The following is a 22,051-nucleotide window of genomic DNA, read 5'->3' as shown; positions in this document are numbered from 1 at the left end:
ACGTTCACCTCATTGGAAACATCATGCCGCTCCATTCCAGCATCGATCCGTCCTCGTCAGATTTCGCGCGCAACTCCGAGGCCATGCGCGGCCTCGTCGCGGATTTGCGCGAAAAGCTCAGCCAGGTCGCCGGCGGCGGCGGCGAAGTCTCCCGCAACCGCCACACCGCGCGCGGCAAGATGCTGGCGCGCGAGCGCGTCGACCTCCTGGTCGATCCCGGCACCTCGTTCCTGGAGCTGTCACCGCTCGCGGCTTACGGCCTCTATGGCGGCGACGTGCATTCGGCCAGCGTCGTCACCGGCGTGGGGCGCATCTCGGGCCGCGAATGCGTCATCGTCGCCAACGACGCCACCATCAAGGGTGGCACCTACTACCCCATGACCGTGAAGAAGCATCTGCGTGCGCAGGACATCGCGCGGCAGAACAATCTGCCTTGCGTCTACATGGTCGATTCCGGCGGCGCCTTCCTGCCGCTGCAGGACGAGATCTTTCCGGACGAGCGGCATTTCGGCCGCATCTTCTACAACCAGGCGCAGATGTCCTCAGCTGGGATCCCGCAGATCGCGATCGTGATGGGCTCCTGCACCGCCGGCGGCGCCTATGTCCCCGCCATGTCGGACGAGAGCATCATCGTCCGAAACCAGGGCACCATCTTCCTCGGCGGACCGCCGCTGGTGAAGGCCGCGACTGGCGAGGTCGTGAGCGCTGAAGAGCTCGGCGGTGCCGACGTGCATTCGCGCCAGTCGGGCGTGACCGATCATTATGCCCAGAACGATGCGCATGCGATCGGGATTGCCCGGCGCATCGTCGGCACGCTGAAGCCGAAGGTCACGCCGAACCTCAACATGCACACGCCGCGCGAGCCGCTGTTCGCGGCGGAGGAGATCTACGGCGTGGTGCCGGTCGACGGCCGCAAGCCGTTCGACGTGCGCGACATCATCGCCCGCGTCGTCGATGGCTCCGAGTTCGACGAGTTCAAGAAGCTCTATGGCACGACGCTGGTGTGCGGCTTCGCCCATATCTGGGGCTATCCGGTCGGCATCATCGCCAACAACGGCATCCTGTTCAGCGAGAGCTCGTTGAAGGGCGCGCATTTCATCGAGCTGTGCTGCCAGCGCGGCATTCCCCTGGTGTTCCTGCAGAACATCACCGGCTTCATGGTCGGCAAGAAATACGAGGCCGGCGGCATTGCGCGCGACGGCGCCAAGCTGGTGACGGCAGTGGCGACCGCCTCTGTGCCGAAGTTCACCGTCGTGATCGGCGGCTCCTATGGCGCCGGCAATTACGGCATGTGCGGCCGCGCCTACTCGCCGCGCTTCCTGTGGATGTGGCCGAACGCGCGCATCTCGGTGATGGGCGGCGAGCAGGCCTCGATGGTGCTGAGCCAGGTCCGCCGCGACAATATCGAGGCCAAGGGCGATAGCTGGTCGAAGGACGAGGAAGACAAATTCCGCGAGCCCATTCGCGCGCAATATGAAAGCCAGGGGCACCCTTATTACGCGACCGCGCGCCTCTGGGACGATGGCGTGATCGATCCCGCCGACACGCGCCTCGTGCTCGGCCTCGGCCTCTCGGCGGCGTCGAATGCGCCGATCGAGCCGACGAAATTCGGCCTGTTCAGGATGTGATGCGATGGACCGCTCAAAGCTCTACCGCCGTTTTCGCACGCTCCTGATCGCCAATCGCGGCGAGATCGCCTGCCGGGTCATCCGCAGCGCGCGCGCCATGGGCCTGCGCACGGTTGCGGTCTATTCCGAGGCCGACCGCGACGCGATGCATGTCGCGCTGGCGGACGAAGCCGTGCTGCTCGGGCCGGCACGCGCCCGCGACAGCTATCTCAATGTCGAGCGCCTGATCGAGGCCGCCAGGAAGACCGGCGCCGAGGCCGTGCATCCCGGCTACGGCTTCCTGTCGGAGAATGCCGAGTTCGCGCAGGCCTGTTACGACGCCGGCCTCGTCTTCGTCGGCCCGACCGCCGAGATGATGAATGCGATGGGCTCGAAGTCGGGCTCGAAGGCGCTGATGGAAAAGGCAGGCGTGCCGCTGGTGCCCGGCTATCACGGCGAGGCCCAGGACGATGCGACCCTGGCGAAGGCCGCCGAGAAGGTCGGGTTCCCGATCCTGGTGAAGGCCTCCGCCGGCGGCGGCGGCCGCGGCATGCGCATCGTGCGCTCGGCCGACGAGCTTGCGCCCGCCATCGTCAGCGCCAAGCGCGAGGCCAAGGCCGCGTTCGGCGACGACCGTATGCTGATCGAGAAATATGTCGACAATCCCCGGCATATTGAAGTGCAGATCATCGGCGACAGCCACGGCAATCTGCTGTCGCTGTTCGAGCGCGAATGCACGCTGCAGCGCCGGCACCAGAAGGTCATCGAGGAGGCGCCGTCGCCGACGCTGAACGACGTCCAGCGCGAGACCGTCTGCGCCGCCGCGCGGAAAGCGGCGGGCGCGGTGAACTATGTCGGCGCGGGCACCATCGAGTTCGTCTCCGACGGCAAGGAGGTGTTCTTCATCGAGATGAACACGCGCCTGCAGGTCGAGCATCCCGTGACCGAATTGATCACCGGCGTCGACCTCGTCGAGTGGCAGCTCCGCGTCGCCTTCGGCGAGGCGCTGCCGATGAAGCAGGACGAGATCAAGCTCAACGGCCATGCCGTCGAGGCGCGCGTCTATGCCGAGAATCCGACCAAGAATTTCATGCCGTCGGTCGGCAGGATCTCGACCTGGCGCCTGCCGTCGGAAACCGGCGGCCTGCGCATCGATGCCGGCTATCGCGAGGGCGACAGCGTCTCGCCCTATTACGACGCCATGCTCGCCAAGATGATCGCATGGGCACCGACGCGGGATGTCGCGATCGAGCGGCTGAACCGCGGGCTGGAGGAGTCCGACGTCCGCGGCATCGTCACCAACATCCCGTTCCTGTCGGCGCTGATGACGCACCCGAAGGTGCGGAGCAATGCGATCGACACCGGCTTCATCGAGCGCGAGCTGGCGGTGCTGACGCAGGCGGGGGCGGCACCCGGAGAGCTCGAGCTTTGCGCTGCGGTGGCCGCGATCGTCGGCGGTGAACGGCAGACGGCGCAAGGCGGGGCGCATTCGCCCTGGCAGACCTTCGGCTGGCAGCCGGTCGGCCGCCGCCAGCGCAGCTTCGCCTTCCGCGTCGGCCATGGGCCGGAGCAGAAAGTCACGCTGAACTATGGCAGCGGGCCGTCCACGCTGGTGATCGGCGAGCGCGAACTGGCGTTCGCGATCGCGGCGAAGCCCGGCGGATTCGATCTGACGCTCGACGGCGTCAAATCGTCGGTCGCCGCCGTGATCGACGGTCATGAGTTGTACCTGCGCACCCGCAACGGCCGCTTCGACCTGCATTGGGTCGATCCGTTCGGGGGCGAGACCGAGGAACAGACCGGCGCGGACAAGATCGCGGCGCCCTTGCCGGGCACGGTCGTCGCCGTGCTGGCCGAGGAGGGCGCCAAGCTGGAGAAAGGTGCGCCGATCCTCACGCTCGAAGTCATGAAGATGGAGCAGACGCTGCGGGCGCCCTATGCCGGGGTGCTGAGATCCATCAAGTGCAAGGTCGGCGACATCGTGCAGGAGGGCGTCGAACTCGCCGTGGTCGAGCCTTCAGGGGAGTGACATGAGCGATCAGGTCCGCATCATCGAAATGGGGCCGCGCGACGGGCTCCAGAACGAGAAGACCCTCGTCAGTGTCGAGGCCCGCGTCGCCTTCATCGAGGCGCTGGTCGGGGCCGGCCTCGATACGGTGGAGGTCGGCGCCTTCGTTTCGCCCAAGGCGATCCCGCAGATGGCGAGTTCGGACGCCGTGCTGCGCGGCGTCGCCCATGTGAAGAATGCGGAATTCCACGTGCTGGTGCCGAACGAGAAGGGCTATGACGCGGCCCGGGCTGCCGGCGCCAAGGTGGTCTCCGTTTTCGCTGCGGCCTCCGAGGGCTTTTCGCGGGCCAACATCAACTGCACGGTTGCGGAATCCATCGAGCGCTTCAAGCCGGTGCTGGCGCGCGCCAAGGCTGATGGTGTGCCGGTGCGCGGCTATATCTCCTGCGTGCTGGGCTGTCCGTTCGACGGCGAGATCAAGCCGAAGGCGGTCGCCGATCTTGCGAGCACGCTGTGGGATCTCGGCTGCTACGAGATCTCGCTCGGCGACACCATCGGCGTCGGCACGCCTGACAAGGCCAAGGACATGCTGCGCGCGGTTGCCGCCAACATCCCGCCGGGAAAGCTGGCCATGCACTTCCACGACACTTACGGGCAGGCGCTTGCCAATCTCTATGCCGGAATGGAGGAGGGCGTCCGCGTCATCGACGCCGCCGCTGGCGGGCTTGGCGGATGCCCCTATGCGCCAGGCGCGACCGGCAATGTCGCGACCGAGGACGTCGTCTACATGCTCGAGGGCATGGGCGTGAAGACGGGCGTGGATATGGCGAAGCTGCTCGCGGCCACCAACGCGATGAGCGCCGTGCTCGGCAAGCCGCCGGTCAGCCGCGTGGCGTCTGCGTTGAATGCGAAGAAGAAGCGGGCTGCTTCCTAGCGCCTGGTGCCGTAAGGTGGGGAAAGCGCAGCGTGCCCACCATTCAGCAGTGGTGGGCACGGCGCTACGATATGACGCCATTCAAGGACGCCCCCCCCTTGACCAAGGGTAGGAGGTCCTACGGCAGCGGAGATTGCCGTCACCTGCTCCCGTCAGGGCCCATCACCAGGTCGGGCAGCCCGGTCGAGATTCCCGGCACCAGGCACAGCAGCAGCACTGCGAGCATCATCAGCAGCACGAAGGGCAGGGTGCCCCAGATCACCTCGCGCAAGGGAATATCAGGCGCGACGTTGCGGATGACGAAGATGTTGAGGCCGACCGGTGGGTGGATCAGCCCCATCTCCATCACGATGGTCATGACCACGCCGAACCAGATGATGTCGAAGTTGGCGGCACGGAGCGGCGGCAGGATGATCGGCGCCGTCATCAGGATGATCGAGACCGGCGGCAGGAAGAAGCCGAGCACGACGACCATGACCAGGATCGCGAACAGCAGCTCCCAGCGCGGCAGGTGCATTGCGACGATGGATTCGGCGACCGACTGCGAGATGTGCAGATAGCTCATCACGTAGGAATAGAGCAGCGACATGCCGATGATCATCATCAGCATGGTCGATTCCCGGATCGTCGATTTCATGATCGGCGCAAGGTCGCTCGGCCGCCACACGCTGTAGATCGCCGCGATCAGCGCCAGCGCCAACAGGCCGCCGAGGCCGGCGGTCTCCGACGGCGTGGCGTAGCCGCCATAGAGCGCGATCATGACGCCGGTGAGCAGCAGCACGAACGGGATCACGCGTGGCAGCACGCTGAAGCGTTCGGCGAGCGTGTATTCGTCGCGTGCGAGGATCGCCGCTTCCGGGCCGCCGTTCTTGTAGATCGCCTCGGCTGCGGCATATTCCCGGCGGAAGCGGATCACGGCGTAGGCGCCGAACAGCGAGACCAGCAGCAGGCCGGGGCCGATGCCGGCGAGAAAGAGCCGGCCGAGCGACTTTTCGGCTGCGACCGCGAACAGGATCATGGTGATCGAGGGCGGCAGCAGGATGCCGAGCGTGCCGCCGGCGGCGATGATACCCGCGGCAAAGCCGCCGGAATAGCCGCGCTTGCGCATCTCGGGGATGCCGGCCGAGCCGATCGCCGAGCAGGTTGCGGGCGAGGAGCCCGCCATGGCCGCGAACAGAGCGCAGGCGAACACGTTGGCAACGCCAAGGCCGCCGGGCACGCGATGCAGCCAGGCATGCAGCGCCGAATAGAGATCCTGGCCGGCTCGCGACTTGCCGATCGCGGCACCCTTCAGGATGAAGAGCGGGATCGACAGCAGCGTGATCGAGGCCATTTCCTCGTAGACGTTTTGCGTCACCGTATCGAGCGAGGCCGTGGGCATGTAGATGCCCATGAAGACGACTGCGACTGCGCCGAGCGCGAACGCAATGGGCATCCCTGAGAACATCACGAGCAGCGTCGCAACGCCATAGGCAACGCCGATACCGAACACGCTCATGAACGCTTGGCTCCGGTGAAGGGCAGCACAAGCTGCACGAGGATCTGGATGCAGAGCAGGCTCATCCCCAGCGCCATCAGCGAATAGGGGATGGCGAGCGGCGGCGACCACATCGAGTTCGAGACCTGGCCGTCGACATAGGCTTCATGCGCCAGTGTCCAGGATTTCCAGGTGAAGAAGGCGCAGAACAGGAAGGTGGCAGCGTCGACCAGCCAGAGCCGGATCTTGTTGGCGAGCGGCGAGAGCAGGCCGACAAAGGCCTCGATGCCGATATGGCCGCGGTTCTGCTGCACATAGGCGGCCGTCATGAAGGTGGCGCCGACCAGGAGGAACACGGCGGCCTCGTCCTGCCAGTAATTGGCGGCCTTGAACAGGGCGCGGCTGAGCACGCTGTAGCTCAGGATGGCGCAGGCCGCGACCAGCGCGATTGCGGCGAACACGACGATGATGCTGTTGAGGACGGCAAGACCGCGATCGATCGCCGCCGCGGGGCCAGTGCCCGCGGCAGCGGTAGCGTGGTCGTCACGATCCGGAAGCGGACCGTGGCTCATGCCGCGACGTCGGTGGCGAGCTTGAGCAGGTTGGCGGCGGTCGCGGTCTTGGCGCCGTAATCCTTCCACGCGGTGTCGCGGGCGATGTCGCGCCACTTGCCGACGGTCGCGGCATCGAGCGCCGAGACCTTGGCGCCGGCCTTCTCGTAGACCTTGGCAACCTCGACGTCGTCGTCCTGCGCGCCCTTGCGGCCGAAGGTCTCGAGCTCGGTGCCGACCGCGAGCAGGATGTCCTGGTGGTTCTTCGGCAGCTTGTCGAAGATCGCCTTCGACATCATCAGCGGCTCGAGCATGAACCAGTAGGAGGCGCCCGCGCCTGAGGTCAGCGACTTCGCAACCTCTTCCAGACGGAACGAGATCAGGCTGGTCGAGGAGGTGATGCCGGCATCGCAGGCACCGGTCTGCATCGCCGCGTAGATTTCGTTCGACGGCACCGACAGCACCGAGGCGCCGGCGGTCTGCAGCACCATGTCCATCTCGCGCGAACCGCCACGCACCTTCAGGCCCTTGGCGTCTTCCGGCGCGACGATCGGCTTGGAGCGGCTGGCAACGCCGCCGGCCTGCCACACCCAGGTGAGCAGGATGATGCCCTTGTCGGCGAGGAAGTCGGTCAGCGCCTTGCCGACCGGCTCCTTCTTCCAGCGCATGCCCTGGTCGTAGGTGGTGACGAGGCCGGGCATCAGGCCGATATTGGTCTCGGGCAGCTCGCCGCCCGCATAGGGCATCGGATAGAGCGAGATGTCGAGCGCGCCCTTGCGCATCGCGGAGAACTGCGCGTTGGTCTTGATCAGCGAAGAGTTCGGATAGATCTCGGCCGCAATGTCGCCATTGCTGCGCTTGGCAATCTCAGCGGCGAACATGCGGCAAAGCCGGTCGCGGAAATCGCCCTTGTCGACGGTGCCGCCCGGGAACTGATGCGAGATCTTCAGTGTGGTGGCGGCCTGCGCGGTGCCGGTGCCGAAGCGGAGGATGGCGGGTGCGGCGACGGCGGTCGCAATCAAATGGCGGCGCGTGAGCATGATGTGGTCCCCTTGGACGGTTCTTCGGACGGTTCTTGTTTGGCGTGATTGGCGGGTCGTGTGACCAGTGCGTAGGCCCATCCTAGCCGGTCTTTCACCCGATGTTCTCTCATCTGATAGTTCGAGACCGAATGCCGCGGCAAGTGTCGGACGTGCTGCGCTGCACACACGTCCGATGGCCACCGCCGGCCCTGGGCTCCCCAGAACAACGGATCGCAACGCGCTCGCTAGAATTTGTCGGCGGCGGCGTAACAAGGCGGTCCGTCCATCCGTCGAGCTTGGATAGCGGCGTCCGTCGCTGACAAACAGATCTCGAAGGGAAGTTGATCCATGACCATTCGCACCCGCATCGTGCTCGGCGTCTCGGCTGCCGCTCTCTCGCTTGGCCTTGCGCTGTCGCCGGCCGCCTTTGCCCAGGACAAGATGGGCAAGGACGACGGCATGATGAAAAAGGACACGATGTCCAAGGACGGCATGATGAAGAAGGACACCATGTCCAAGGACGACGGCATGAAGAAGGATCACATGTCGAAGGACGGCATGAAGAAAGACGACGGGATGATGAAGAAGAACTGATCTTCGCCCGCTCGCGATCCCAGGCGTCTGGCAAGACGCAAACGCACGCGCGAATGTTTGGGGGCGGTCGCCCGGACCGCCCCCAAATAACATCTCCATTCAATTTGAATTGAACGTGACCGGCGAAGGTCACGCGTCAATCTATTTTCGCTTGGCCTTGCGGGCCGCGTAGCGCGCGTCGCGCTTTGCCTTCTGCTCGGCCTCCATCGCTGCCTGTCGTTCGGCGGCTTCCTGGGCCTCGCGCGCGATCCGCTCAGCTTCGGCGGCCTTGGCTTCTTGCTCGATACGCTTCTGCTCGGCCTTTTCGGCCTCGCGTGCCGCCTTGGCCTCGGCACGCTTGACCGCGAGCGCCTCGCGCTCGGCGCGACGCGCCGCAACCGCCGGATCGTCCGGACCCGGCTGCGACTTGAATTTGTTCAAAAGATTCTTGCGCGCTTCTTGCGCAGCCTTTTGCCGGTCTGTGAAGCCGGGTTCCCTGAATCCACTCATCGACGAGCCTTGTCTTCCTCGCTTTCGATCCTACATCACTGCAAGTTGGTACGTCGGCTGGGCATAGCAGGCGCCGCGCGACGAACAAGCGTGTACATCGCTGAGCGTCGCGAAGCCACCCATAATCGCAGCCGATCAGGTCAACGAAAATCGCCACCCCCCAGACGATCTCTCGTAGCCCGGAAAAACTGCCGAATTGTGATGTCCCTCATAAGGGACCACGAGGGCGACGCCTAGCGTCCGCCCGACACGGAGCACGGGCATGACGATCTCAAGATTGAGCCTCAGGGCGCTCGCAATTGCCGTCGCCGTGATGGCCGTAGCCGGTGCCATGCTGCTGCTCGCCCGTCCGCAGCCCATCGACAGTGCCGTCCTGGGGGCGGACTGGGAGTGCACCCAGACCGCGTTCGTGCTCACAACCTGCGCACCGCGGGCCCAGCAGGCGATCCCGGCGGTCGAAACCTCGCGCAAGGACGCGCTCCGGGCGACCCGAGGCTGAGTCCGCGAAATTGGACCGAAGCGGCCGGTCGGGATGTGACGGGACGTCGCAGAGGTGATAAGCCGGCCTGCCCGAGCGATCAGGTAGCCATGTCCACGTCCCAGCCTCAACCGGGCGAGAAGCCGAAACCCAGGCCGAAGCCGCCATCCGGCGACAACCGCCGCGGCGCGGTTGCCGGCCTGATCATCGCGATCGTGATCCTCGGTGTCGGCTGGTGGCTGGCCCGGGACCTTACCGCGGCCAGCAAGATGCAGGATTGCCTGATGTCCGGCCGCAGCAATTGCAACGTGATCGAGCCGGCCCGCTAGAAGCCGGTCCAGCAGGGCCGCTTGGGCCGAAAATTGCCGCGATCTTAATCATTTGTAACGGGACTTCGCTGACCAAAGCAGGTCAGCTATGTCAGCTGGCATCAAGCCCAGCGCGGGACGAATCGTCTATCGCGCCAGGCACCACGGCAATCGCGAGAGCGATCGAAAGAGTAGGGGGCAAGCACGCATGAGTGCGTCCAACCACATGAAGATCATCATTCCCTTGGTTTCGGCCATGTCGCTGCTGGCGTTGTCGGCGCAGGCCCAGGACGCGAGGCCCCCGAGAGATGCCGGGCAGCCTCCTGCCGGCCCCGCCGCCGGGGCGCCGCCTCCGAACAATCAGAACATGCGCAAGGGCCCGCCGCCGCAGCAGGCGGCCCGACCCGCGCCGCAGCCCGGTGGCCAGCCCCATGCGGCTCCCGGTCCGCGGACTGCCGGTGGCCCGCCTCCGGGACGGTATGTTGCGAACGGTCCCGCTCCGACGCGCGACTGGGGCGGACACGTCTATCGTGGCAATCGCGCCTGGGATGGCGGGCGATGGCGCCACGAAGTGCACAACGGCCGCTCCGGCTGGTGGTGGGACGTTGGCGGCGTCTGGTATTATTATCCGCAGCGAATGGCCGGCCCGCCCGCCTACATCTCTGAGGAGTACTACGACGACGTGCCGGTGGCCTATGCTCCGCCGCCGCCTCCCGTCGCCTATGCGCCGCCACCTCCGCCTCCGCCGCCGGCCGATCCCGGTGCGAGTGCGCTCGGCGGCGCCATTGTCGGCGGCGTGCTCGGCGGCCTGATCTCGGGCAATGCCACCGGGGCAGCAGCCGGCGCGGTGCTCGGCGGCGCGACCGGAGCCATCGCGGGCGCCACTGCCGCCTCCCAGCCCGGTTACTACTGGGCGCAGGGCAATTGCTACTATCGGTACCCGGACGGGCAATACGTGGCGACCGATCCGCGGGCGTGCCGCTAGGACGCTGGTCGTATCCTGATGTGAGAGAGGTGGGCGAAAGGCCCGCCTCTTTTGTTTATCCGGATGGCTGTGCCGGCGCCGCGTTCGGCGTCGCACAACAACTGCCGCAAAATAGCACTTGGCTCCCGGTGCCTCTTCACGCGATTCTCAAAAGAAAAAATTGGGATGGGAATTGATTCGCGGGGACGTGAGACATGCTGGAAGCCATCCAGATCAGCTTGGCGCTTTGGGCGATGATTGTTTGCGGGGGGATCAAGCTGGGGCAGGTGATGCACTGCCTGCTTTAGCTCGCGATCCCCGGCAGCAAGCCTTGCTCGGGAAAGCGCCTTGCTCGTGAAGAAGCCGGTCGCCTTGCGTCAAGCCACGAGCCAGTTGAAGAACGCCATCGCGCCCCAGACCAGGCCGGCAATCCAGGCCAGCATCACGATGCCGATGGTCCCGAGATAGGCAATTCCCAGCAGATCGATTCTCAGACCAATCCTTGGCCGTCGGGTCGGGGCGTTTGCTGAGGCTGCTGCTTGTTGTGCCATGACGGAAAACCACCATCGATGCCGTCGCGCTCCCTGACGCGTCGAGACATGGTTTAACCGAGATGCCAGGCCAAGACTGTGACGCCATTCACAGATTGGCTGAATGCGGCCAGCCTCACGGGCTCGTCATCGTCGTATGCATGTGGTGAGCGGTGGTGCCGCGGGGGCGAGCCTCACCCCGCAATCATACGGACGAAATTGCCATTCCCTTGTCCAGATGGCGAGCTAGGGTCCGTCGCATGTGTCCCAAGTACGACCCACAGCGTGAGGCCGAGGCCGCAATGAAGCGGGCCGCAGCATCGGAAGGTGCCGACCGGCAACGCCTGATCCAGCTGGCTTTGGCCTGGCACGAGCTTGCCCGCGACCGCCGCGGCGAGCGGGCGGACTGAAAACCTTCTCGAAGAAATTTGGCGGCACGGCCTGGCCTGCATGAGAAAGCCCCGTGCTCGGGGGGACAAGCACGGGGCCTTTCAAAGCCGATCGGGGCTGGCTGATCGGCACCACTCGATTTCATGCCAACAACGTACCGGTCGCGATCTCGTTCCGCGCGGGCTTCTTTTTATCGTGCCATGGTCGGATGCGCGGGCGTTGCGCTGGGCTGCGCGCTTCCATCGCGCTCACATAGGAACCTCGGTTCTCTGCCGGACGTTGGTCGGCCATGACCGACCCCGAGTTACGCGCACAGTCTTTCGATATCGCCTGGATGTATCTCGACCGCTCGGGTCTGCTTACAGGCGAGCGCAGGGAGTCAGCCCGCTTCATCCTGAACAGGATCGACCGCATGATGCTGCGAGGAGAGCGGCGCAGGCTGCTGCTGTCGAACGCTGCGATCGACGCGTACCGGCTGCGGCCGGTGATCGTGACGGTCAGCGCCTGAACAAACTGGATGGATGAAACGCGACATTAAGAAAAGCGCAGCGCAGATTTCTCCGGTTGCGATTCGTGCTTTGCGAACGAAGCGGAGTCGGACCGTGAACAAACGAAAGGCCCCCGAAGGGGCCTCGCTTGTCAGATAGCCCGGAAGGACGACTTGATCAGTCGACCGCCAAGCAATGCTCCACAACGGGCTTCTCGTGGCCGCGACGCGCCCACTCCTGAACGGCGAAGGCAATGTGATTCTGGCCCATGGCCGCACCGACGATGGAGGCCTGAGCCACCTTGATCGGCCTCGTGACCACGCTGGTGTTCACCACGCCCGCGTCGATTGCCAGATACGACATCGCACCGATCGCCACCACGGAGGCGATCGCCATTCTCGTCAATTCGGATTGCTGCATCAAAAAACCTGTCGGGCGCAATTCGCCCGGCGCATAGATAGGGCTGATCGGCGCCGATCAAAGGCCGGCGTATGGTTACCCACGCGTTCGTGAAGGTGGTTGATCGGCAGCGTGACTGGCGATCCCGGCAGGATTCGAACCTGCAACCCTCAGAGTAGAAATCTGATGCTCTATCCAGTTGAGCTACGGGACCGTCTGGAGCCTTGGTTTGAGGCTGGGCAGTCCATCTACCATGCCATTATGAAAAATATCGTGTTTCGCCAAGTCTGAACCGAACCGTTTTCCTCAGTGCCGCGACAAAGCGAGACGGTGGCATGTCAGGGTGCCGGGTCGAGCGGCAGCGGACTGGACGATGGATCACATCGCCGGGAACGCTGGCCAGCTTCCGGGATGTGGCCGCCGGTCGACGGGTCGGGTATTGCTGCGCCATCAGGACGGCGTGTGCGGCGGTATCTTGATCGGTCTCCTCTGGGCTTGCCTTTGCATGGCGAATGCGACGATTTGCGCCTTTGGTTCCATCGCCTTGAGTCTGTCACCTTTCCGCGCATTTCATGCTGCCTGCAGGCGGCTGTCCGCGATTTCCGGGAGTCCATCATGATCGGTCTTGTTCGCGCCGTCACACTCTGCGCCACGCTGGCGCTCGGCCTCAGCGTAGCTCAGGCCGCCGACAAAGCCTTCAAGCGCGACGATCTCGCCGATTCCGCGATCAAGCTGGAAGCGCAGATCAAGAGCGAGGCGGGGCCCGTCGCCAAGACCAATGCGACGCTCAAGACGGACGCCGACACCGCGTTCCGGCGCAATGATTTCCGCACCGGCCTGTCGGTGCTCGGCCAGATCGCGGCCACCACGCCGGAGGATACCGGCAATTGGCTGCGGCTCGCCAAGGTCATCTTCCAGATCTCGCCGAAGAGCTCGAGCGAGCAGACCTTCCTGCTGGAGCGCGCCTCGACCGCGGCCTACATCGCCTACCAGCGTGCCGGCAATCCGGGCGAGGAGGCCGACGCGCTTGCCGTGCTCGGCAAGGCGCTGGCCGAACGCAAGCTGTGGCGGCCGGCGCTGGATGTGCTTCGGCTGTCGCTCGACATGCGCGAGGTCGCCGACGTCCGCGGCCAATATGAGAAGATGCGCGACGAGCACGGCTTCCGGCTGCTCGACTACACCGTGGATTCGGATTCGGCGAGCCCGCGGGCCTGCTTCCAGTTCTCCGAGGAATTGGCCAAGCGCACTGACTTCGCACCGTTCCTGGCGCTGGCGGGACAGGACAAGCCCGCGCTCTCGGCCGAGGGCAAGCAGGTCTGCGTCGACGGCCTCAAGCACGGCGAGCGCTACAACATCAACCTGCGCGCCGGCCTGCCGTCCACCGTGAAGGAAGGCCTGCCGAAATCAGCCGAGTTCAACGTCTATGTGCGCGACCGCAAGCCGTTCGTGCGCTTCACCAGCCGCGCCTATGTGCTGCCCCGGACCGGCCAGCGCGGCATTCCCGTGGTCAGCGTCAACACGCCCGCGGTCAACATCAACGTCTTCCGGATCGGCGACCGCAACCTGATCAACACGGTGGTCGACAGCGATTTCCAGAAGACCCTGTCCAAGTACCAGCTCAGCGATCTCGGGGACGAGCGCGGCGTCAAGGTCTGGTCCGGCGAGCTTGCGACCGCGATGACCCTGAACCAGGACGTCACCACGGCATTCCCGGTCGATCAGGCGCTCGGCGAGCTCCAGCCGGGTGTGTACGTGATGACGGCTGCCGCCAAGGGCCCGGGCTCGGACGACGAGTACCAGCTCGCCACGCAATGGTTCATCGTCTCCGATCTCGGCGTCGCAGCCTATTCCGGCAATGACGGCATCCACGTGTTCGTCAATTCGCTGGCCTCGACGGATCCGGTCGGCAAGGCCGAGGTGCGGCTGGTTGCCCGCAACAACGAGATCCTGGCCACCCGCAAGACCGACGATTCGGGCCACGTGCTGTTCGAGGCCGGTCTTGCGCGCGGCGAGGGCGGCCTGTCGCCGGCGATGCTGACGGTCACCGGCGAGAAGGCCGATTATGCCTTCCTCAGCCTGAAGACCTCCGCCTTCGACCTGTCCGACCGCGGAGTCTCCGGGCGCGCAGTGCCTGCAGGCGCCGATGCCTTCGTCTACGCCGAGCGCGGAGTCTATCGCTCCAGCGAAACGGTCTATCTGACTGCGCTGCTGCGCGACGGGCAGGGCAACGCCGTGACCGGCGGGCCGATGACCCTGGTGATCGAGCGCCCCGACGGCGTCGAATTCCGCCGCGCCGTGCTATCGGACCAGGGTGCCGGCGGCCGCTCGCTGGCCGTGCCGCTCAATTCCGCCGTGCCGACCGGCACGTGGCGGGTGCGCGCCTTCACCGACCCGAAGGGCTCTTCGGTCGGAGAGACCACCTTCATGGTCGAGGACTATGTCCCCGACAGGATCGAATTCGACTTGTCTGCCAAGGACAAGCTGATCAAAGCTAACACTCCTGTGGAGCTTAAGGCGGACGGCCATTTTCTCTATGGCGCGCCGGCCTCGGGTCTTGCACTCGAAGGCGACATGCTGATCGCGCCCGCGAGCGAGCGTCCGGGCTTTGCCGGCTACCAGTTCGGCGTCGCCGACGAGGAGACCAATTCGAACGAGCGCACGCCGCTGGAGAACCTGCCCGAGGCCGACGCCAATGGCGTTGCGACCTTCCCGGTGACGCTGGACAAGCAGCCGACCTCGACCCGTCCGCAGGAGGCGCAGATCTTCGTGCGCATGGTCGAGACCGGCGGCCGCGCCGTCGAACGCAAGATCGTGCTGCCGATCGCGCCCACCGTGGCGCAGATCGGCATCAAGCCGCTGTTCGGCGACAAGAACGTCGCCGAGGGCGACAAGGCCGAGTTCGACGTCGTGTTCGTCTCGCCCGAGGGCGAGAAGCTGCGCCGCGACGGCCTGCGCTACGAGCTGCTGAAGATGGAGTCGCGGTACCAATGGTATCGCCAGAACAACTACTGGGAATACGAGCCGGTCAAGTCGACCTCGCGCGTCGCCGACGGTGACGTGACGGTTGCCGCCGACAAGCCGGCGCGGATTTCGCTGAGCCCGCAGCCCGGCCGCTACCGGCTCGATGTGAAGTCGAACGACGCCGATGGCCCCGTGACCTCGGTGCAGTTCGACGTCGGCTGGTATTCCGACGGCAGCGCCGACACGCCGGACCTGCTGGAGACCTCGATCGACAAGCCGCAATACGCTTCAGGGGACACCATGACGGTGTCGGTCAATATCCGCAGCGCCGGCAAGCTCACCGTCAACGTGCTCGGGGACCGGCTGCTGACGACGCAGACCATCGACGTCAAGGAAGGCACCGCCCAGGTGAAGCTCCCGGTCGGCAAGGACTGGGGCACGGGTGCCTATGTGGTCGCGACGCTGCGCCGTCCGCTCGATGCCGCGGCCCAGCGCATGCCCGGTCGCGCGATCGGCCTGAAATGGTTCGGCATCGACAAGCAGACCCGTACCTTGCAGGTCAAGCTGTCGCCGCCGGCGCTGGTCCGGCCGAATTCGACGCTGAAGATCCCCGTCAAGCTCGACGGGCTCAATCCGGGCGAAGACGCCAAGATCGTGATCGCCGCGGTCGACGTCGGCATCCTCAACCTCACCAATTACAAGCCACCAGCGCCGGACGATTATTATCTCGGCCAGCGCCGCCTGAGCGCGGAGATCCGCGATCTCTACGGGCAATTGATCGACGGCATGTCCGGCACGCGCGGCCAGATCAAGTCCGGCGGCGACGCCGGGGCCGCCGAGCTGCAGGGCTCGCCGCCCACGCAAAAACCGCTCGCGCTCTATTCCGGCATCGTGACGGTGGGTGCCGACGGCACCGCCGAGGTGAGCTTCGACCTGCCGGAGTTCGCCGGCACGGCGCGCGTCATGGCAGTGGCATGGACCGCGACCAAGCTCGGCCGCGCCAACACCGATGTCGTGATCCGCGACCCCGTGGTGCTGACCACGACCCTGCCGCGCTTTCTGCTCAATGGTGACCACGGCACGGTCAATCTCGAGATCGACAATGTCGAGGGTCAGGCCGGCGATTACGTCATCAACGTGAAGACCGGAGGTCCGGTGAAGATGACCGGCAATCCGGCGACCACGGTCAAGCTCGCCGCCAAGCAGCGCAACTCGTTCTCGCTTGCGGTCGACGCGACCGCGGCGGGGCAGGCGACGCTCGATGTCGACATCAAGGGCCCGAACGGCCTCGCGCTGGCGCGGCACTATGCGTTCGATGTCAAGGCGGCAACGCAGGTGCTGGCGCGGCGCTCGATCCGCACCCTGGCGAAGGGCGAGAGCCTGACGCTGACCTCGGACATGTTCTCCGACCTCGTGCCGGGCACCGGCAGCGTTTCGGTGTCGGCGAGCCTGTCTACCGCACTCGACGCGGCGACCATCCTCAAGGCGCTCGATCGCTATCCCTACGGCTGCTCGGAGCAGATCACGAGCCGTGCCATGCCGCTGCTCTATGTCAACGAGCTCGCGGCCGGCGCGCATCTGGCCATGGACACCGAGGTCGACCAGCGCATTCGCGACGCCATTGAACGCCTCCTGGCACGCCAGGGCTCGAACGGCTCGTTCGGCCTGTGGTCCGCCGGTGGCGACGATGCCTGGCTCGATGCGTATGTGACGGACTTCCTCACCCGCGCCCGCGAAAAGGGCTTTGTGGTGCCGGACGTGCTGTTCAAGAACGCACTCGACCGGGTCAGAAACTCCGTCGTCAACGGCAACGAGCCGGAGAAGGACGGCGGGCGTGATCTCGCCTACGGCCTCTACGTGCTCGCCCGCAACGGCGCAGCACCGATCGGCGACCTCCGCTATCTCGCCGACACCAAGCTCGCCAACCTCGCAACGCCGATCGCGAAGTCGCAGCTCGCAGCGGCGCTCGCTCTGGTCGGCGACCGCAACCGCGCGGAGCGGGTCTATGGCGCCGCGCTCGACAGCCTTGCGCCAAAGCCGGTGCTCGAGTTCGGCCGCACCGACTACGGCTCGCAGCTGCGCGATGCCGCAGCCCTGGTCTCGCTTGCCAGCGAAGGCAACGCGCCGAAGGCGACGCTCACGCAGGCGGTGTCACGGGTCGAGACCGCGCGGGGGCTCACGCCCTACACCTCCACGCAGGAGAATGCGTGGCTGGTGCTGGCGGCGCGGGCGCTCGCCAAGGAGAACCTGTCCATGGAAGTGGACGGCCAACCGGTCAAGACCGCGCTCTATCGCAGCTACAAGGCCGCGACGCTGGATGGCAAGCCGCTGAAGATCACCAACACCGGCGATGCGCCGGTGCAGGCGGTGGTCTCGGTGTCGGGCTCGCCGGTGACGCCGGAGCCGGCGGCATCGAACGGCTTCAAGATCGAGCGCAATTACTTCACGCTCGACGGCAAGCCCGCCGACATCAGCAAGGTCAAGCAGAACCAGCGCTTTGCGGTGGTGCTGAAGATCACCGAGGCAAAGCCGGAGTACGGCCACATCATGGTGTCCGACTATCTGCCGGCGGGCCTCGAGATCGACAACCCGAAGCTGGTGTCCTCCGGCGACAGCGGCACGCTGGACTGGATCGAGGACGGCGAGGAGCCTGAAAACACCGAGTTCCGCGACGACCGCTTCACCGCGGCCGTGGACCGGGCCGCGGATTCCAAGGCGGTCTTCACCGTCGCCTATGTCGTGCGCGTGGTCTCGCCCGGCAAGTACGTGCTGCCGCAGGCCTATGTCGAGGACATGTACAATCCCTGGCGGTACGGGCGGACGGGCACGGGAACGGTCGAGGTGCGGGCGGCGAAGTGAGTGAGATGAGCGAGATCGCGCCCCAATCTCCGTCGTCATGCCCGCGCTCGTCCCGGGCATCCACGGACTTTGCTGCCGCGACGAAGAATGTCGATGGCCGGGACGAGCCCGGCCGTGACGGAGCAGGGGGTGGGGGCCTTCGCGTCCTCTCCGTCGCCGCCTTCATCCTCATCCTCGCCATCATCGGCTTCGTCGGCTGGGTCTATTCCCTCGGTCCGCTTCCGCTCGATGAAGCCCGCCAGGTCTCCACCACCATCGTTGACCGCAACGGCAAGCTGCTGCGGGCCTACGCCATGGCCGATGGACGCTGGCGGCTGCCGGTCGACGCCAAAGCCAACGTCGATCCGACCTATCTGAAGCTGCTGCTCGCCTATGAGGACCAGCGCTTCTACGTCCATGACGGCATCGATCCGCTGGCGCTGGGGCGCGCCGCCTTGCAGCTCGGCACGCGCGGCCACATCGTCTCGGGCGGCTCGACCATCAGCATGCAGCTCGCGCGGCTGATGGAGCCGCGGCGGCAGCGCTCGCTCTACGCCAAACTGCGGCAGATGGTGCGCGCCATCGAGATCGAGCGGACGCTGAGCAAGGAGCAGATTCTCGATCTCTATCTCGCGCTGGCGCCTTATGGCGGCAATCTCGAAGGCATCCGCGCCGCCTCGATCGGCTATCTCGGCAAGGAACCGAAGCGCCTGTCGCTGGCCGAAGCCGCGCTGCTTGTGGCGCTGCCGCAATCGCCGGAGACGCGCCGGCTCGACCGCCATCCCGAGGCCGCGCGCAAGGCGCGCGACCGCGTGCTCGACCGCATGGTCGAGGAGCACGTGGTCAGCGCGGACGACGCAAACCTGGCCAAGGCCGTGCCCGTGCCAAAGCTGCGCAAGCCGATGCCGATCCTGGCGCCGCATGCGTCCGACACCGCGCTGTCGACGGTGAAGGATAAGCCGGTCATCAAGCTCACGCTCGATGCGAACTTGCAGAAGGTGCTGGAGCCGCTGGCGCGCGACCGCGCCATCGCGCTCGGACCCAACATTTCGGTCGGCATCATCGTGGTCGACAATGAGAGCGGGGATGTGCTCGCCCGCGTCGGTTCGGCCGATTATTTCGACGAGAGCCGGGCAGGGCAGGTCGACATGACCCGCGCGATCCGCTCGCCGGGCTCGACGCTGAAGCCCTTCATCTACGGGCTCGCCTTCGAGGACGGCTTCGTCCATCCGGAGAGCCTGATCGACGATCGTCCCGTCCGCTTCGGCTCCTACGCGCCGGAAAATTTCGACATGACCTTCCAGGGCACGGTGCCCGTGAGGAAGGCGCTGCAATTGTCGCTGAACGTCCCGGCGATCGTGCTGCTCGACCGCGTCGGTTCGAGCCGGCTGGCCTCGCGGCTGCGCCAGGCCGGCGGCAATCTGGTTCTGCCCAAGGACGAAGCGCCGGGGCTCGCCATGGGTCTCGGCGGCGTCGGCGTGACGCTGCAGGATCTCGCCCAGCTCTATGCGGGCTTCGCCCGTCTCGGCACCACCAAGCCGCTGCGCGAGGTCATGGCCGACAAGGACGACCGCGAGCCGCTCCGGCTGCTGGATCCCGTCGCGGCATGGCAGGTCGGCAACGTGCTGTTGGGAACACCTCCGCCGGAGAACGCCGCTCACAACCGCATCGCCTTCAAGACCGGCACTTCTTACGGCTATCGCGATGCCTGGTCGGTCGGGTTCGACGGCCGAATGACCATTGGCGTCTGGGTCGGCCGGCCCGACGGCGCGCCGGTTCCGGGCCTGATCGGGCGCGTCGCCGCCGCGCCGATCCTGTTCGATGCCTTCGCCCGCACCGGCAAGACGCTGGCTCCCTTGCCGAAGCCGCCGAAGGGAACCCTGGTCGCGGGCAATGCCAAGCTGCCGTTGCCGCTGAAGCGGTTCCGCCCCGTGGGAGAGCTGGTGCGGACCGGTCGCGAGCAGGCGCTGCACATCCAGTTTCCGTTGAACGGCTCGCGGATCGATGTCGATCGCTCCGCAGGCCAGGAGAGTGCAGCGATGCCGGTCAAGGTCGCCGGCGGCGTGCTGCCCATGACCGTCATGGTTAACGGTACGGCGCTTGGCGAAATCGATGGTCGCCGCCAGCGCCTGATCGATCCTCCCGGTCCGGGCTTTGCGCGGCTCACCGTGATCGACGCTACGGGCGCCGCGGACACAGTCGTCATTCGAATTCAGTGACCTTGGCCTTAACCGGTTGTCGGAATGGCGGTTTCAGCGTAAGCGGAACCAATGGCCGAGACCTATCCCAGCCCCCGTTTTGGAGCGCCCCGCGAGCCGAAATCGCCCGTCGATCCGGGCAGCCGACTCGTAGGCATGCTCGACATCGCCACGGCCAGCCATGCCCGTGCCGTCGCCTTCCTGCTGCTGTGCGCGCTGCTGTTGTTCCTGCCGGGCTTCTTCACGATCCCGCCTGTTGATCGCGACGAGGCGCGGTTCGCCCAGGCCACCAAGCAGATGGTCGAGAGCGGCGACTATGTCGATATCCGCTTCCAGGAGGACGTCCGCTACAAGAAGCCGGTCGGCATCTACTGGTTGCAATCGGTTGCGGTTGAAGCGGCCTCGGCATTGAAGCTGCCGAAGGCCGAATTGCGCATCTGGGTCTACCGGCTGCCATCGCTGTTCGGGGCGATCGGCGCGGTGCTGATGACCTATTGGGCCGCGCTCGGCTTCGTCACGCGGCGCGCCGCGGTGCTGGCGGCGCTCCTGATGTGCGCCTCCGTGCTGCTCGGCGTCGAGGCGCGGCTCGCCAAGACCGACGCCATGCTGCTGTTGTGCGTGACCGCCGCCATGGGCGCGACGGCCCGGGCTTACCTGTCCTGGCAGCGCGCCGAGGACGAGACGCATCCGCCCTGGAGCTGGCCCGCGATCTTCTGGACGGCGCTTGCGGTCGGCATCCTGATCAAGGGGCCGCTGATCCTGATGTTCGCGGGGCTGACCATCGTCGCGCTCGCGATCCAGGACCGCGATGCCGCCTGGCTGTGGAAGCTGCGCCCGGTCTGGGGCCTGATGTGGATGCTGGTACTGGTGCTGCCCTGGTTCGTCGCGATCTTCTGGCGCGCGGGCGATGCCTTCTTTGCGGACTCCGTCGGCGGCGACATGCTGAGCAAGTTGGGCGCCCAGGAATCCCACGGCGCCCCGCCCGGCATGTATCTGGCGCTGTTCTGGATCACGTTCTGGCCGGGCGCGCCGCTGGCGGCGATGGCGGCGCCCGCGGTGTGGCGGGCGCGGCGCGAGCCGGGCGCACAGTTCCTGCTGGCCTGGCTGATCCCGTCATGGATCGTGTTCGAGGCGGTGCTGACCAAGCTCCCGCATTACGTGCTGCCGCTCTATCCGGCGATCGCCATCCTGACCGCCGGCGCGGTGGAGCGGAACGTGCTGTCGCGCTCATGGCTGGCGCGCGGCTCGGCGTGGTGGTTCGCGATCCCCGTGGCGGCCTCGATCATCGCCGTGGTCGGCGCGGTGATGCTGACGCGGCAGCCAGCGTTCGTGGCCTGGCCGTTCATCGCGGCTTCCCTGATCTTCGGCCTGTTCGCATGGTGGCTGTTTGATTCCAATCGCGCCGAGCGCTCGCTGCTCAACGCGCTGGTCGCCGCGCTGATGCTCGCGGTGACGGTGTACGGCATCGTGCTGCCGTCGCTGACGCCGCTATTCCCGAGCATCGAGGTCGCACGCGCGCTTCGCAACGTCACCTGCGTCGGGCCGAAGGCGGCGGCCGCCGGCTATCACGAGCCGAGCCTCGTGTTCCTGACGGGCACCCAGACCCTGCTCACCGACGGCTCGGGCGCGGCAGATTTCCTGCGGCAGGGAAGCTGCCGCTTCGCGCTGATCGAGCAGCGCTCGGAGCGCAGCTTCGTGCAGCGTGCCGAAGCGATCGGGCTGCGCTACAAGGTCGGTACCCGCATCGACGGCTATAATTTCTCGCAAGGGCGCGCGATCTCGATTTCGATCTTCCGCTCGGAAGGCACCGAATAG

At 66.0% G+C, this 22,051-nt stretch carries 17 protein-coding genes and 1 tRNA gene; 11 read left to right on the top strand and 7 right to left on the bottom strand.

Annotated elements, in window-relative coordinates:
• The first annotated feature begins 23 nt into the window (after positions 1-23).
• From CO669_RS25130 to CO669_RS25120, 3 genes are read left to right on the top strand one after another with little or no spacing between them, the layout of a single operon-like run.
• The gene (locus CO669_RS25130) at positions 24-1,628 is read left to right on the top strand and encodes a carboxyl transferase domain-containing protein (RefSeq protein WP_097662621.1); all 1,605 of its coding nucleotides are present in this window, start codon (positions 24-26) and stop codon (positions 1,626-1,628) included.
• A gap of 4 nt (positions 1,629-1,632) precedes the next feature.
• Positions 1,633-3,636, top strand: a complete 2,004-nt coding sequence (locus tag CO669_RS25125; protein ID WP_198964252.1) for an acetyl/propionyl/methylcrotonyl-CoA carboxylase subunit alpha — start codon at positions 1,633-1,635, stop codon at positions 3,634-3,636.
• 1 nt (position 3,637) lies between these two features.
• Positions 3,638-4,549 (top strand): hydroxymethylglutaryl-CoA lyase, encoded by a 912-nt coding sequence (locus CO669_RS25120; protein ID WP_097662619.1) that lies wholly within the window; start codon positions 3,638-3,640, stop codon positions 4,547-4,549.
• A gap of 139 nt (positions 4,550-4,688) precedes the next feature.
• Here CO669_RS25120 and CO669_RS25115 read toward each other — a convergent pair whose 3' ends face one another.
• Genes CO669_RS25115 through CO669_RS25105 form a run of 3 tightly spaced genes read right to left on the bottom strand, consistent with a single transcriptional unit; the run spans position 4,689 to position 7,617 of the window.
• Positions 4,689-6,047 (bottom strand): TRAP transporter large permease, encoded by a 1,359-nt coding sequence (locus tag CO669_RS25115; protein ID WP_097662618.1) that lies wholly within the window; start codon positions 6,045-6,047, stop codon positions 4,689-4,691.
• A complete protein-coding gene (locus CO669_RS25110; protein ID WP_097662617.1) occupies positions 6,044-6,598 on the bottom strand; it encodes a TRAP transporter small permease in 555 nt (184 codons plus the stop codon). Before CO669_RS25110 ends, CO669_RS25115 begins: the two co-directional genes overlap by 4 nt.
• Positions 6,595-7,617: a TRAP transporter substrate-binding protein gene (locus tag CO669_RS25105; protein ID WP_097662616.1), complete on the bottom strand. Its 1,023-nt coding sequence runs from the start codon at positions 7,615-7,617 to the stop codon at positions 6,595-6,597. Before CO669_RS25105 ends, CO669_RS25110 begins: the two co-directional genes overlap by 4 nt.
• Before the next feature lie 330 nt (positions 7,618-7,947).
• Between CO669_RS25105 and CO669_RS25100 the strand changes: the two genes are divergently transcribed.
• A complete protein-coding gene (locus CO669_RS25100) occupies positions 7,948-8,193 on the top strand; it encodes a pentapeptide MXKDX repeat protein (protein ID WP_097662615.1) in 246 nt (81 codons plus the stop codon).
• A gap of 141 nt (positions 8,194-8,334) precedes the next feature.
• On the opposite strand, the gene CO669_RS25095 is transcribed toward CO669_RS25100, so the two are convergent.
• Positions 8,335-8,682: a DUF6481 family protein gene (locus CO669_RS25095; protein WP_097662614.1), complete on the bottom strand. Its 348-nt coding sequence runs from the start codon at positions 8,680-8,682 to the stop codon at positions 8,335-8,337.
• 262 nt (positions 8,683-8,944) lie between these two features.
• On the opposite strand from CO669_RS25095, the gene CO669_RS25090 reads away from it, so the two are divergent.
• The 3 genes from CO669_RS25090 (at position 8,945) to CO669_RS25080 (ending at position 10,453) form a co-directional block, all read left to right on the top strand.
• Positions 8,945-9,181: a hypothetical protein gene (locus tag CO669_RS25090; RefSeq protein WP_097662613.1), complete on the top strand. Its 237-nt coding sequence runs from the start codon at positions 8,945-8,947 to the stop codon at positions 9,179-9,181.
• Positions 9,182-9,270: 89 nt separating this feature from the next.
• On the top strand, positions 9,271-9,489 hold the full coding sequence (locus CO669_RS25085; RefSeq protein WP_097662612.1) for a hypothetical protein: 219 nt from the start codon (positions 9,271-9,273) through the stop codon (positions 9,487-9,489).
• Positions 9,490-9,676: 187 nt separating this feature from the next.
• Positions 9,677-10,453 (top strand): hypothetical protein, encoded by a 777-nt coding sequence (locus CO669_RS25080; protein ID WP_097662611.1) that lies wholly within the window; start codon positions 9,677-9,679, stop codon positions 10,451-10,453.
• A gap of 356 nt (positions 10,454-10,809) precedes the next feature.
• Here the strand turns inward: CO669_RS25080 and CO669_RS36140 are convergent, their stop codons facing one another.
• The gene (locus tag CO669_RS36140) at positions 10,810-10,983 is read right to left on the bottom strand and encodes a hypothetical protein (RefSeq protein WP_097662610.1); all 174 of its coding nucleotides are present in this window, start codon (positions 10,981-10,983) and stop codon (positions 10,810-10,812) included.
• Between the two features lie 658 nt (positions 10,984-11,641).
• Here CO669_RS36140 and CO669_RS25070 point away from each other — a divergent pair.
• Complete coding sequence (locus tag CO669_RS25070; RefSeq protein ID WP_097662609.1) at positions 11,642-11,860, top strand: hypothetical protein; 219 nt, start codon at positions 11,642-11,644, stop codon at positions 11,858-11,860.
• Positions 11,861-12,017: 157 nt separating this feature from the next.
• On the opposite strand, the gene CO669_RS25065 is transcribed toward CO669_RS25070, so the two are convergent.
• Both CO669_RS25065 and CO669_RS25060 read right to left on the bottom strand, forming a co-directional pair.
• Positions 12,018-12,236, bottom strand: a complete 219-nt coding sequence (locus CO669_RS25065) for a hypothetical protein (RefSeq protein WP_245444470.1) — start codon at positions 12,234-12,236, stop codon at positions 12,018-12,020.
• Between the two features lie 140 nt (positions 12,237-12,376).
• Positions 12,377-12,453, bottom strand: a tRNA-Arg gene (locus CO669_RS25060).
• Positions 12,454-12,854: 401 nt separating this feature from the next.
• Between CO669_RS25060 and CO669_RS25055 the strand changes: the two genes are divergently transcribed.
• Genes CO669_RS25055 through CO669_RS25045 form a run of 3 tightly spaced genes read left to right on the top strand, consistent with a single transcriptional unit; the run spans position 12,855 to position 22,051 of the window.
• Positions 12,855-18,059, top strand: a complete 5,205-nt coding sequence (locus CO669_RS25055; protein ID WP_097662607.1) for an alpha-2-macroglobulin family protein — start codon at positions 12,855-12,857, stop codon at positions 18,057-18,059.
• 5 nt (positions 18,060-18,064) lie between these two features.
• Complete coding sequence (gene pbpC, locus CO669_RS25050) at positions 18,065-20,257, top strand: penicillin-binding protein 1C (protein ID WP_097662606.1); 2,193 nt, start codon at positions 18,065-18,067, stop codon at positions 20,255-20,257.
• Between the two features lie 51 nt (positions 20,258-20,308).
• The gene (locus tag CO669_RS25045) at positions 20,309-22,051 is read left to right on the top strand and encodes an ArnT family glycosyltransferase (RefSeq protein ID WP_097662605.1); all 1,743 of its coding nucleotides are present in this window, start codon (positions 20,309-20,311) and stop codon (positions 22,049-22,051) included.

Origin of the sequence: Bradyrhizobium sp. Y36, from assembly GCF_002531575.1 — a bacterium.
In the GTDB taxonomy this organism is placed as follows: domain Bacteria; phylum Pseudomonadota; class Alphaproteobacteria; order Rhizobiales; family Xanthobacteraceae; genus Bradyrhizobium.
This window is presented reverse-complemented; position numbering and strand designations above follow the sequence as displayed.

What these genes read in the sequence shown, in the direction of transcription:
- CO669_RS25130 (WP_097662621.1), top strand. Translation starts at nt 24, where the DNA reads ATGCCGCTCCATTCCAGCATCGATCCGTCCTCGTCAGATTTCGCGCGC.
- CO669_RS25125 (WP_198964252.1), top strand. Translation starts at nt 1,633, where the DNA reads ATGGACCGCTCAAAGCTCTACCGCCGTTTTCGCACGCTCCTGATCGCC.
- CO669_RS25120 (WP_097662619.1), top strand. Translation starts at nt 3,638, where the DNA reads ATGAGCGATCAGGTCCGCATCATCGAAATGGGGCCGCGCGACGGGCTC.
- CO669_RS25115 (WP_097662618.1), bottom strand. Translation starts at nt 6,047, where the DNA reads ATGAGCGTGTTCGGTATCGGCGTTGCCTATGGCGTTGCGACGCTGCTC.
- CO669_RS25110 (WP_097662617.1), bottom strand. Translation starts at nt 6,598, where the DNA reads ATGAGCCACGGTCCGCTTCCGGATCGTGACGACCACGCTACCGCTGCC.
- CO669_RS25105 (WP_097662616.1), bottom strand. Translation starts at nt 7,617, where the DNA reads ATGCTCACGCGCCGCCATTTGATTGCGACCGCCGTCGCCGCACCCGCC.
- CO669_RS25100 (WP_097662615.1), top strand. Translation starts at nt 7,948, where the DNA reads ATGACCATTCGCACCCGCATCGTGCTCGGCGTCTCGGCTGCCGCTCTC.
- CO669_RS25095 (WP_097662614.1), bottom strand. Translation starts at nt 8,682, where the DNA reads ATGAGTGGATTCAGGGAACCCGGCTTCACAGACCGGCAAAAGGCTGCG.
- CO669_RS25090 (WP_097662613.1), top strand. Translation starts at nt 8,945, where the DNA reads ATGACGATCTCAAGATTGAGCCTCAGGGCGCTCGCAATTGCCGTCGCC.
- CO669_RS25085 (WP_097662612.1), top strand. Translation starts at nt 9,271, where the DNA reads ATGTCCACGTCCCAGCCTCAACCGGGCGAGAAGCCGAAACCCAGGCCG.
- CO669_RS25080 (WP_097662611.1), top strand. Translation starts at nt 9,677, where the DNA reads ATGAGTGCGTCCAACCACATGAAGATCATCATTCCCTTGGTTTCGGCC.
- CO669_RS36140 (WP_097662610.1), bottom strand. Translation starts at nt 10,983, where the DNA reads ATGGCACAACAAGCAGCAGCCTCAGCAAACGCCCCGACCCGACGGCCA.
- CO669_RS25070 (WP_097662609.1), top strand. Translation starts at nt 11,642, where the DNA reads ATGACCGACCCCGAGTTACGCGCACAGTCTTTCGATATCGCCTGGATG.
- CO669_RS25065 (WP_245444470.1), bottom strand. Translation starts at nt 12,236, where the DNA reads ATGGCGATCGCCTCCGTGGTGGCGATCGGTGCGATGTCGTATCTGGCA.
- CO669_RS25055 (WP_097662607.1), top strand. Translation starts at nt 12,855, where the DNA reads ATGATCGGTCTTGTTCGCGCCGTCACACTCTGCGCCACGCTGGCGCTC.
- pbpC (WP_097662606.1), top strand. Translation starts at nt 18,065, where the DNA reads ATGAGCGAGATCGCGCCCCAATCTCCGTCGTCATGCCCGCGCTCGTCC.
- CO669_RS25045 (WP_097662605.1), top strand. Translation starts at nt 20,309, where the DNA reads ATGGCCGAGACCTATCCCAGCCCCCGTTTTGGAGCGCCCCGCGAGCCG.